An 11847-nucleotide genomic window follows, 5' to 3' on the forward strand; every position below is an offset into this window, starting at 1 on the left:
ATGCCGCAGACTGTTTCGCTGGTAGTCTGCGGCATTGCTTTTCAAAGTCTGCGTCATCTGCGTTGAGTTTTTCCGAACCGCCACTCGTAGCCGGCACGCCTGCGCGCGCGTAGCCGGAGCTATGGCTTCAACGACGTCCCCGGCCCCCACAGCACTTTGCCCGCCTTGGCGCCCGTGTGCTTGCCGCGATCGATCGTCACAACGCCGTTCACGAGGACCCACTCGATGCCGGTCGGGAATTCCATCGGCTTCTCGTAGGTCGCCTTGTCCTCGATCGCGTCGTAGTCGAAGATCGTCACGTCGGCCCAGTTGCCGACCTCGATCGTTCCGCGATTGGCGAGTCGCATCCGGGCCGCGGGCCAGCCGGTCATCTTGCGGATCGCCTCCGTGAGCGTGAGCACGTTGCGCTGTTTGACGTACTTCGCGATCACGCGCGGAAAGTTGCCGAAGCTGCGCGGGTGCGGCAGGCCGGTCGCGTCGGGGACACCGAGCTGTAGAACGGCGCCGGCGTCGCTGCCGATGCTCGTCCACGGAAAGCGCAGCGCGGTCTCGATGTCGGGCTCACCCATCATGTGGTAGATCGCCATCACGCGTCCGTTCCCTTGCGCCACGAGATCCCACGCCGCGTCGGCGGGATCCTTGTTTTGTTCGTGCGCGATTTGCGCGATCGTCCGCTGCTCGTACTTCGCGTTGGCCGGGTTTCGCGCGTTCACGAGAACGATTCCGCCCCAACCGCCGGCCGACTGGATGATGTTCCACCATCCCTCGGACCCGGTTTCGACTTCGCGCTTGAGCCGGGCGCGGATCTGAGGATTCGCCAATCGCGCCTTGAGGGAATCGGTGCCGCCTTCTTGCGCCCAACTGGGAATCGTCGCCTCGAGCCCGGTGCCACCGGCGGTGTACACGTACATGTCCGCCGCGATGTCGTCGCCGCGCGCGCGCGCCGCGTCGACCACCAGTCGAACGGAATCCATCAGGATTCCCCACCCCGGCTGGTACGCGACCTTGAGATGAAAGATCTCGGCGGGAAGCCCCGCCTTCTCGCCGATCGTCACCAGCTCGTTGATCGCGCCGATCACGCCCTGGCCTTCGTCGCGCATGTGACTCGCGTACGTGCCGCCGTACTTCGCGGCCGCTTTGGCGACTTCCACCAATTCGTCGGTCGTGGAGTAGCTCGACGGTGGATAGATCAGCGCGGTCGTCATTCCCATCGCGCCGCCGCGCATCGCCGTGTCCATGATCGCGCGCATGCGATCCAGCTCGGCGGCGTTCGGTTTGCGGGCCGACATGCCGAGCACGGCGACGCGCGTTTGCGTCTCGCTGAAGTAGCTGCCGAAGTTGATGCTGATGCCCTGTCGCTCGAGGGTCGTGAAGTACTCGCCGACGCGGCCGGCGGGCACCGGTGTTCCACCCTCGCCGCCGATCGCCGTCGTCACTCCCTCACGCAGCTTGTTTTCGGCGAGACCGTTGCGCGGCAGCACGGCGCCCGACTGATCCATCATGTCGATCCAGCCGGGACTCACGTACTTGCCGGCGGCGTCGATTTCGGTGCGCCCGCGCGCCGCGATCTTGCCGATTTTCGCGAAGCGGCCGTCCTTGATCGCCACGTCGGCGAAAATGGCGGGGTTGCCTTTGCCGTCGAGCAGGCAGCCGTTGCGAATCACGACGTCGTAGAGCGTGTCGGTCGACGCGGGCGCCGCAACCGACCGCGTCGGGCAGCCCGCCGCGGCCGCCGCCTGCGCGTGCAGTCGTGCCCCACCCGATAGCGCGCACGCCAAGGCCGCGGCTCGCCATGGACCACGCAATTCGTTCCTCATTTGCGCGTTCGCGCGAACGAAACGCCGTAGACGCGGACGGCCGAGATGCCGCCGATGCCGTCAGGTGTGAAGGTGAGCGCGATCTGATCGCGCGGGTTCGCGGCGTGGGTGCGGAACGAATCGACGTCCAGATGATCCAAGTCGGCCTCCGGATCGGTGACGACGCGCGCGCGCAGCGTTCCGTTCGAGGCCGTGACCGTGACCGTGCCGTACGCCGAGTCGACGAACGTGCCGGCGTACTTCTCGATCGGCACCGACGCCGGGCGCTCGACGCGCTGCGACGCTTGCGTCGCGCGCACGGCGCCCTGGCGCATGCGGGCGAAGAGGGCGCTCACGTCGGCGCTCCAATCTCGCGACGGGCCGCCGTTGTACAGGTCGAACGCGCGATACATGAGTGCGTGGCGCAGCTCCGCGTGATCGAGATTCTCGAGGACATACACGCCCAGCCGCTCGTTCGGCATGAGACCGATGATCGCGCACTGGCCGTCGATGCTCCCGGTGTGCATCCAAACCTGTTGGCCGGCGTAGTTCTGGATGAACCAGCCGAATCCATAGCTGAAGAAGTCGGGCTTCGACAGTTGGAGCGCCGGGTACTCCTCCATCGGCGCCTGAATCTGCGGCGTGATCAACTCGCTGAAGGTCGACGCTTTGATCAGGCGCTTGTCGCCGACTCGCCCGCTGTCGAGGATGAAGCGCATCCACTTCGACATGTCGCTCACGCTCGACCACACCGAACCGGCCGGCGCGATGGCGTCGGTCGATCGCATGGGTACGACGCGAATGGTGTCGTTGATCGCGTAGTGCGGGACGGACACGTTCGGCTTGCCGGCGATCTCCGACACCAGCGCTTCGGTCTCGTTCATGCCGAGCGGGCCGAAGATGCGCGAGCGAACGAACGCCTCCCACGACATGCCCGACGCGCGTTCGACGATCGTTCCGCTCAGCGCGTACATCACGTTTTGATACGACCAGTTCGACCGGAACGACGATTCGGGCTTGATGTACCGCAGCCCATGGATGATTTCGGGAAGCGAGTAGTGCCACCGGGCCCAGAAGAGATCCGTGCCCGGCAAGCCGGTGCGGTGCGTGAGCAGGTCGCGAATCGTCAATTCGCGCGTCGCGTACGGATCGGAGAGCTGGAGCTCGGGGATGTAGTCGGTGACGTGATCGTCCCAATGGATCTTGCCATCGTCGACGAGCATGGCGAGCGACGCCGACGTCATCGCCTTCGTCGTCGAGCCGATCGCGAACCGGGTGTGCTCGTTGGCCGCCTGATTCTTGCCTACCTCGAGCACGCCGTACCCTTTGGCGAAGACGAGCGAGTCGTCCTTCACCACGGCGATCGCCAATGCGGGCACCTTCCAGTCTTTCGCCGCCTGCGCCACGTAACGATCGAACGCCGCCCAGTCGGGAGCTGAAGCCCTTTGTGCGGGCGCAGGCGACGCGAGGACGATCGCTCCGAGAACGGCGATGCGCAGGTATGAAGTCCTTCCCATCATTCGGTTGATTCTCCAGTCATCGAGATGATCTAGCGGTCCACCGGTCCACCGGCCTACCGGTCCACCGGCCTACCTGTCCACCCCTCCATTCACCACCGAGACCTGCACGTACGTCGCCGCACCGGCCGATCGGAAAATTCGATGCGTCTGCGCTTTGAAATCCGAGTCTTTCGCCTGGAAGATGTTCGGTACGTACGTCTGCGGGTTGCGGTCGATGAGCGGGAACCAGGTGCTCTGCACCTCGACCATGATCCGGTGGCCTTTGCGGAACTTGTAGTCCTGCGTGTGAAGGTCGATCACGTATTCGTCGACGTGGTTGGGCGTGATCGCCTCCGGATGCTCGAAGCTCTTTCGGAATCGGCCGCGAAACACGTCGTTCGCCACCATGAGCTGGTAGCCGGCGAGCTTCGCGTCGCCTTGAGCCGAGTCGGGGTAGACGTCGATCAGCTTGACGATCCAGTCCGCGTCCGAGCCCGTCGTCGATGCAAACAAGTGAGCCGTGATGTCGCCGGCGATCGTCACGTCCGCGTCGAGCGGCGCGGTCTGCCAACTGATCACGTCTGGACGATTGGCGAGAAAGCGCTGGTCGTCCGTCAGCCAGCGAGACCACGTCGAGCCGTCACCGTACGTCGGCAAGATCGGACGCGGGCGATACGGAACCGGATTCGCCGGGTCGGAGACGAACGAGTCGGCGGCGTTGGGCGAGCGGTCGGTGGGCGGTGAGAACGACAGCTTGCGGTCGGCCTGCAGGTACAGGCGTCGAGCCGAGACGTTCGTCTTGAGCGGCCAACTCGCGCGTTTCTGCCAAGTATTCGACCCGGCCTCGAACGTCGTCGCCTCGGGCAGGCTTTGCGTGCCGATTCCCTTGAGCCAATGAGCAAAGAACGGCGCGAGAATGCCGCGGCGATAGTCGGGTGACGTCTCGGCTCCGAAATCGACGTTGCCCAACTGCCGTCCACTCTGACCGCTCCACCCGCCGTGATTCCACGGGCCGACGACGAGGAAGTTCAGGTTCTTCGTGTCGTGCTTCTCGAGCAGCTCGTAGATCTTGATCGGACCGTAGAAATCCTCTTGATCCCACCAGCCGGCCACGCTGAGCGTCGGCACGGTGACGCGATCGACGTACGGCGCGACCGCCTGCTTCTGCCAAAACGAGTCGTAGCTCGGGTGATTCGCGAAGTCGTTCCAGCTCGGGATGTTTCCGTGCAGATACTTCTCGTTCACATGGGCGAGCGAGCCGAGCTTGAGATACCAGTCGTACGTGTCGGAGTCGTTGAACGCGAACGGAGCCCGTTCCTTGTTGGTCTCCATCATCACGGCGTACTCGAAGCCGTAGCTCAAGCGGAACGCGCCGTTGTGGTGGAAATCGTCGCCGATGAACATGTCGGCCGGCGACGCCTGCGGAGACACCGCTTTGAGCGCCGGGTGCGGGTCGAGCATCGCGACGACCGTCAGCCAGCCTGGATACGACACCCCCATCATCCCCACGCGGCCGTTGTTGTGCGGGACGTTCTTGATCAGCCAGTCGATCGTGTCGTACGTGTCGGTGCTCTCGTCGATCGCCTTGGGATCCTTCTTGTCGCGCATCTGTCGGAGCATCACGAATTGGCCTTCGGACTTGTAGCGCCCCCGGATGTCCTGGTGCACGAAGATGTAGCCGTCGCGCGCCAGCTCGGCGTACGCCCCCTTGAACGACGCTTCACCATTCTCGATCCCGTACGGGGTCCGGACCATGATGATCGGGAGATTGCCGGCGAATCCGCGCGGCACGAAGATGTTCGTGTGCAGCTTCACCCCGTCGCGCATCGCGACCATCGTCTCCGTCTTGTCGAACGTCGGGATGGGCGGCGTGCCTTCGGTGGCCGGCTGCTGGCCGGACAACGCGATGAGCGGCGACGCGAGGAGCGCGACGAGGGCGCGCGACACTCGGGGGCGGATCGTGCGAAGGGGCATCGAAAGGCTCCAGGGCGGGACAGGCTGTCAGACCCGGCGATTGTACACCAAAGTGGTAGACCGCACAACTGCGCGGCGGCATTACATCCTCCGAGGAATCCACCATGGCAACCGACCTTGAGCGCGACGTCCGCTTCCTGAAGCGCTATGCCGTCGCCATGACGGCCTTCGCCGTCGTAGCGACCACCGGCGCGTTCACCCGCAGGGGACCGACCAAGTTCACAGAGATCGACGTGGAGCGAATCAACGTCGTCGAGCCGGACGGACACTATCGAATGGTCATCGCCAACCGCCCGCGCTCGATCGGGCCGGTCTACAAGGGCGAGTCGTTCGGATATCCCGGCGGCACACGGCCGGGAATCATTTTCTTCAACGACGAGGGGACCGAGAACGGCGGGCTGACCTTCACCGGCAGCACGTGTCGCGATTCGACCTCCGTCACGACCGGACGGCGCTGCGCCGCAGGCACGTACTCGGCGTCGACGCACATGTCATTCGACCAGTTCAACCAGGACCAGGTGCTGAACTTCGACTACGGCGACGACAACGGGCGGCGTGTCGTGGGCGTGAGCGTCAACGACCGCCCGAATCTGGACATTCACGATCTCGTGCTGGAGCGCGATTCGATCATGAAGATGCGCGACACCACGGCGCGACGGGCGGCGCTCGCGACGTGGCAAGGCCCTCGCAACGGCCAGCCGCTCGTGGCGCAGCGCCTGTTCATCGGCCGCGACGTCGAGCGGTCGGCGATCGTGAATCTGCGCGATCCGAACGGCCGGCCTCGCTTGCGACTCCTCGTCGACTCGCTCGGTACTCCGCGGATCGAGTTTCTCGACGAGGCGGGTCGAGTGACCCGCGCGCTGACGGACACGACAAGAGGCCGCTAGACGGTCGGAACGGGATGCCCGTAATCGGGCGGCGAACTGAATCGTGGCACCGTAGCTGCGTCGCTCACTCACAGTAATTGGACCTTCGTCTAGCGCGGCACGTTGGCCGCGAGAGGAGGTATGTGATGAGCACTTCAATGATTGCAGGAATCGTCGTTCTCGTTGCGGTCGTGGTCGCCATCGGCGTGGTCTCGTACGTCGCCGCCCGGCGCAACCGGACGAGTGCGCTGCGCGAGCAATACGGAAGCGAGTACGACCGTACGCTGCGTCACGCGAGCAGCCGGCGCACCGGTGAAGCGGAGCTCGTCAAGCGCCAGGAACGCGTGGACAATCTCGACATCCGCCCGCTCCTCGCTGAACAGCGCGAGCTGTACGACCAGCAGTGGCACGACCTACAGGAAATGTTCGTCGAGGATCCGGGCGGCGCGGTGAACCATGCCGACTCGCTCGTGATGGACGTCATGCGAACGCGCGGTTACCCGGTCGCCAACTTCGAGCAACGGGCATCGGACCTCTCAGTGCACCACGCGCGCTTCGTGCGGAACTACCGCGCCGCGCGCGACGTCGCCGAACGGCATCGACGTGGCGCCGCGACGACGGAAGAACTTCGGCGCGCGATGGTCTACTACCACGAGCTGTTTGAAGATTTGCTCGGGCCCGAGCCGGCAGCCACCGATCGCCCGATCAAGATGGAAGTCGCTCGCGAGGTAGCGCCTCCGGTTCGCGAGGTGCCGGTTCGGCCGGATCGTCCACGACTCGACGCGCTTCCGCCCGACGATGAAGTCCGTTAGCGCTGCGGCGTAGGCTGACGGCCGGCGCTACCGCCGGCCGTCGTCGTAGGGCACTCGCATCGACTCTGGACGTTCGAGCCAAGAGGTCAATCGTAACAGTCGCGCTTCCTCGCCCGGCGAGGATTGTCGCGGCGCGATTGGCCTCTGGCGTTTCCGCTACTCAAACCGCAGCGCGTCGACCGGATCCACCTTCGCCGCTCTCCGCGCGGGCACGTAGCTCGCTACGAGCGCGATCGTCGTCAGCAGCAGCGCCACCCCGACGAAGCTCAGCGGATCGAACGGCGAAACGCCGTAGAGCAGATTTCTCAGGAATCGAGTGACTCCGAGTCCGCCAACCAAACCGATCAGGACGCCGATTCCGCCGAGCATCGCGCCGTGCCCGACGATCAACCGGAGAACGTCGCCGCGCTGTGCGCCGAGGGCGACGCGCACCCCGATTTCCTGCGTCCGCTGCGACACCGCGTACGAGATGACGCCGTATACCCCAATCGCCGCGAGCACCACCGCGATGGCGGCGAACACGCCGAACAGCTTTCCGTAGAGCGCCTGTTGCCAGTACGATCGGGTGATGCTCGCGTCCATGCTCATCACGCGATACGCCGGCAGAAGAGGATCCGCCTGCTTGAGCGCGCCGAGCGTCGTTTTCGTGATCTTCGCCGGATCGCCTTGAGCGCGCACCACGATCGAGGACGAAGTCCATCCCCCCTGGCGGAACGGCATGTAACCCTGAAGATCCGGCGTGGACGTCAGCTGACGGTGCTTGATGTCGGCCGCGATGCCGATGATGGTGATCCACCGCCTCGTCGTGTCGGTCACGGTGCCGAATCTGAACCGTTTGCCGATCGCGTCACCTCTTGGCCAGAATTTGTTGGCCATGTATTCGTTGACGACGGCGACTCGGCCCGCGACGCCCGAGTCGGCCCACTCCTGCTGGGTGAACATTCGCCCCCGCCGAACCGGGATGCGCATCGTCTCCAGGTAACGCGGCGAGACCCAGCGAATCTCGAGCAACGGCTCCTGGCCGAGCGGCGTGGGCTGGTCTTCGATCGTGAAGAAGCTGTTGTTGTTGCTTCCGCCAAGGGGAACATTGTTGGTGATCGACGCGGACACCACGCCGGGCCGTTGGTTCAGATCCGTCAGGAATCGATCCCAAAAGGCGAACCGCTTGAACGTCGAGTCGTAGTGGGGACCGGTGAGGTTCACGCGCATCGTCAGCAGACCGTCGGCGTCGAATCCCGGTTTGATGTTCTGAAGGCCGATGAAGCTGCGAATGAGCAGCGCGGCGCCGACGAGCAGCACGAGCGAAAGCGCCACTTCGCCGACGACGAGGCTGCTGCGCAACCGCTGCCGTGAACGCCCCGCGCTCGCGCCTCGCGCGCCGGAGTCGCGCAGCGTCTCGTTCAGATTCGGGTTCGACGACTGGAGAGCGGGAACGATGCCGAAGAGCAGTCCGGTCACGATGGCGACGGTCGCCGTGAAGAGCAGCACCTGCCCGTCGATGGTGAAGCGCATCCAGAACGGAATGCCGTTCAGAATGCTCGCCTTGATCCACTGCAAGAGCGCGTACGCGAACGCCACGCCCAACGTCGCGCCGCCGAGCGCGACGAGCACGCTCTCCGTGAGCAGCTGACGCATCACGCGCCAGCCCTCGGCGCCAAGCGCGACGCGCACGGCCATCTCCTTCGAGCGCGCGCTCGCGCGGGCGAGCAGCAGGTTGGCGACGTTCGCGCAGGCGATGAGCAGCACGAACGCCACGGCGGCCATCATGATGAGCAGAACCGGCCGAATGTTGGCGACTTGAAAGTCGCGCAAGGTCTGCACGTCGACGCTCCAACCGGTGTTCGACTGGGGGTACTGCGGCTCGAGTGTCGCCGCGATGCGCCGGAGGTCGGTCTGCGCCTGGTCGGGTGTGACGGACGGCTTGAGCCGGCCGATCACCTGCCACGAGTGGTTGCCGCGATTCTTCAGCGGATCCATCTGCATCGTGGTCCAGGCCTGCGCGGCGCTCGGAAACTCGAAGTCGGGCGGCATCACGCCGATGACCGTGTTCTTGACGCCGTCGACGAGAATCTCTTTTCCGATCACGTCCCTTCGGCCGGCGAACCGGTCGCGCCAAAGGCGGTCGCTCAGAATGATGACGCTCGGTCCGCCAACGCGGTCTTCTTCTTCTCGAAAATCGCGGCCGAGCGCCGGCGCGATGCCGAGCGTGCGGAACATCGTCCACGAGACGTTTCCGCCGGGCACATACTCCGCGCCGCCGTCACTGGCCAGGTTGAACGACGTTCCGGTGTAGATCCCGACATTGGCGAGCGACCGATTGTCCGCCTGCCAGCTGCGGAAATTCGGGTACGACACCGTGTTCATATGCCAACTGCGCGGGATGTTCGCCTCGCCGATCGCGACGAGCGCATCGGGATCGCGATAGGGGAACGGCCGCAACAGCATCGCGCGGACGCAACTGAAGATCGTCGCGTTGACGCCGATCCCCAGCGCGAGGCACAGGACTGCCGTGATGGTGAACGCCGGAGCTTTGACCAGCGTTCGAATCGCGAAGCGAATGTCCTGGAGCATGAGCGAGCGGAAGGTGTAGGGGAACCGCTCGCTCAGACAGTCAGCGACCGCGCTTGGTTTGCACTTCGACTACGGGCGGTCTGTCTCGAGGATGGACAGGAAGTTTCCGGCGGGATCCTTGAACCAGGCGATCTTCGGCCCGCCGGTGCGATGGACTCCCTTTTCGTCGGTGGCGATGTCGCCGTCCTTGTAGACCTCGAACTTCACCCCGCGGTCGGCCAGCTGGTCCCGGGCGCGGTCCACGTCGTCCACCGGGAAATTGAGGATGGTGAAGCTCGCCGGCGTGTGGTTTGGCTTTTCGTAGACGAACACCCGGGTGTCGTTGTCGAGCCGGATCTCGAGTTGGTCCATCGGCGCGTCGGCGACGTCGAGCTCGAGCGTGTCGTGGTAGAACTTCCGCGCCTGCTCGATGTCGTTCACGGAAAAGCCGGAGAACGGTTTGGCGTGCTTGAACATGTCGGCTCCTGGATTGCGGGCGGACCAATGGGATGTCGGTGGCGCCTCCGCCCGCAAGATCCATACACGCGTCGGGCGTTCGTCCGCCTCTCTTGCATCTACGAAATGGGGACCGCCTCAGTCAGCCCCTCGCCGAAGCAACGGGCTCCGAACGCCGAAGGGGTTGGGGATCGAGTAGGGGGATTTCGAAGTTCGGTAGTCTCGGCCTCCCGGCAGTTTCGGAGTGCGGCAGTCTCGGATTGTGGCAGTTTCGGGGCACGGGAGTCGCCACACAACTCTTTCGCTCCTCCTCGTGTCTACCCCTAGACACGAGGAGGACGAAAGATGCCGCTGCTGAAAGGGACGCTCGATCCGCTGGTGCTCAAGACGTTGTCGTGGACGCCGATGCACGCGTTCGAGATCACGACGTGGATCGAGGAGCGGTCCGCGGGGCGGGTCGCCGTCGACGACGCGGCGCTGCTCCAGGCGCTCCATCGAATGGAGGAGCGCCGGCTGATCGTCGCCGAGTGGGGTGTGACGAAGAACGGGCGGCGAGCCCGGTACTATCGCATCACACCGGCCGGCCGCACGCACCTGCGCGCCGAATCCGCGCGGCTCGTCGATCACCTCGACGCCGTCGTGTCGATCCTCGGCGCCAAATCGGCGAAGTAGCCCCGGGGGCCACATGCGCTTCCACTTCAGGCCGGGCGTGCGCCGCCTCCTACGGCTTTCGCCGAAGACACGCGCCGATGCGTGGCGCGACGTCGACGACGAGCTCGACACGCTCATCGCCAACCGCGTCGAGCACCTCGTCGCGCGCGGAACACCGCCCGACGAAGCGCGCCGCGAGGCGATCGGCCGCTTGGGCGTGTCGATCGACGACGCTCGACGACAACTCCACCACTCCGCCGAACACCGGGAGCGCCGCATGCGATTCACCGAGTTTCTCGAGAGCGTGATGCAGGACGTTCATTACGCGGCACGTGGGTTGATTCGACGGCCGGCGTTCACCGCCGTCGCGGTCCTCACGCTCGCCATCGGCGTAGGCGCGACGACGGCGATCTTCAGCGCGGTGAACGTGCTGCTCCTGCGCCCCCTGCCCTACGCGCGACCGAACGAGCTGATGCAGGTGTCGCTCATCGTTCCTCCGCGCGACGGCCGGCCGAGTCGAGACATGGTGTGGTCGTATCCCAAGTACACGACCTTCCGCGACGCGCAACGCGTGTTCAGCGGTCTGGCGTTGTACACGACCGCTCAAGTCACGTTGGCGGGCGGCGCCGGCGACGTGGAGCGGGTCAGCGGCGAGTACGTCGGCGCGAGCTACCTTCGCGTGCTCGGCCTCACACCGTCGCGCGGAAGCGACTTCGACCTGGCGATCGATGCGCACGCCGGCGCGCCGCGGCAGGCGATCATTTCGTACGCGCTCTGGCAGCGCCGTTTCAACGCCGAGCCGTCCGTCGTCGGCCGCACAATCGACATCGACCACGACGTGTGGACCATCGTCGGCGTTGGCCCGCGCGATTTCCGTGGGCTCTCCGGCGACGCCGACTTGCTGATGCCCGTCACCACGCGCCCTGCGGACGAGCTGAATCAAGCGCAGTCGCATTCATTCTGGGCGGTGGGGCGCCGCCGGGGCGGCGTCAGCGAAGCACAGGCGGAGGCCGCGGCGACGGCGCTCGGCGTTCGCGTGAATGATGCGTACCCGAATGAGTGGGACAAGCAGAAATGGGGCGCCAAGTCGGGTCCGCTCGACGCCTCGCGCCTCGCGCCGTCGATTCGGCGCTCGTTGCTCGTGCTCTTCGGTGCCGTCGGACTCGTGCTGCTCATCGCGTGCGTGAACGTCGCCAACCTGCTGCTCGGCCGCGCGAGCGCGCGTAAACGGGAGATGGCGGTG

Annotated in this window: 9 protein-coding genes; 4 read left to right on the forward strand and 5 right to left on the reverse strand. The window is 65.2% G+C overall.

The window, feature by feature from the left end:
• Positions 1 to 119: 119 nt before the first annotated feature.
• The 3 genes from VGQ44_20090 to VGQ44_20100 form a co-directional block, all read right to left on the reverse strand.
• Positions 120 to 1817: an amidohydrolase family protein gene (locus tag VGQ44_20090; GenBank protein ID HEV8449139.1), complete on the reverse strand. Its 1698-nt coding sequence runs from the start codon at positions 1815 to 1817 to the stop codon at positions 120 to 122.
• Positions 1814 to 3316: a serine hydrolase gene (locus tag VGQ44_20095; protein ID HEV8449140.1), complete on the reverse strand. Its 1503-nt coding sequence runs from the start codon at positions 3314 to 3316 to the stop codon at positions 1814 to 1816. The genes VGQ44_20090 and VGQ44_20095 overlap by 4 nt, the downstream gene beginning before the upstream one ends.
• A gap of 69 nt (positions 3317 to 3385) precedes the next feature.
• Entirely contained in the window at positions 3386 to 5269 is a 1884-nt protein-coding gene (locus VGQ44_20100; protein ID HEV8449141.1) for a CocE/NonD family hydrolase, read from the reverse strand.
• A gap of 104 nt (positions 5270 to 5373) precedes the next feature.
• Here VGQ44_20100 and VGQ44_20105 point away from each other — a divergent pair, with 104 nt between their 5' ends.
• Both VGQ44_20105 and VGQ44_20110 read left to right on the forward strand, forming a co-directional pair.
• Positions 5374 to 6156 (forward strand): hypothetical protein, encoded by a 783-nt coding sequence (locus VGQ44_20105; protein ID HEV8449142.1) that lies wholly within the window; start codon positions 5374 to 5376, stop codon positions 6154 to 6156.
• 125 nt (positions 6157 to 6281) lie between these two features.
• Positions 6282 to 6947 (forward strand): hypothetical protein, encoded by a 666-nt coding sequence (locus VGQ44_20110; protein ID HEV8449143.1) that lies wholly within the window; start codon positions 6282 to 6284, stop codon positions 6945 to 6947.
• Between the two features lie 156 nt (positions 6948 to 7103).
• Here VGQ44_20110 and VGQ44_20115 read toward each other — a convergent pair whose 3' ends face one another.
• Positions 7104 to 9518 (reverse strand): ABC transporter permease, encoded by a 2415-nt coding sequence (locus VGQ44_20115; protein HEV8449144.1) that lies wholly within the window; start codon positions 9516 to 9518, stop codon positions 7104 to 7106.
• Positions 9519 to 9587: 69 nt separating this feature from the next.
• Positions 9588 to 9974, reverse strand: coding sequence for a VOC family protein (locus tag VGQ44_20120; GenBank protein HEV8449145.1), 387 nt, complete (start codon positions 9972 to 9974; stop codon positions 9588 to 9590).
• Between the two features lie 324 nt (positions 9975 to 10298).
• Between VGQ44_20120 and VGQ44_20125 the strand changes: the two genes are divergently transcribed.
• Entirely contained in the window at positions 10299 to 10625 is a 327-nt protein-coding gene (locus VGQ44_20125) for a helix-turn-helix transcriptional regulator (protein ID HEV8449146.1), read from the forward strand.
• A 13-nt stretch (positions 10626 to 10638) separates the two neighbouring features.
• Positions 10639 to 11847 (forward strand): ABC transporter permease (locus VGQ44_20130; protein HEV8449147.1); only part of this gene is annotated, 1209 nt, incomplete at its 3' end.

The organism is Gemmatimonadaceae bacterium (assembly GCA_036003045.1).
Classification (GTDB): domain Bacteria; phylum Gemmatimonadota; class Gemmatimonadetes; order Gemmatimonadales; family Gemmatimonadaceae; genus JAQBQB01.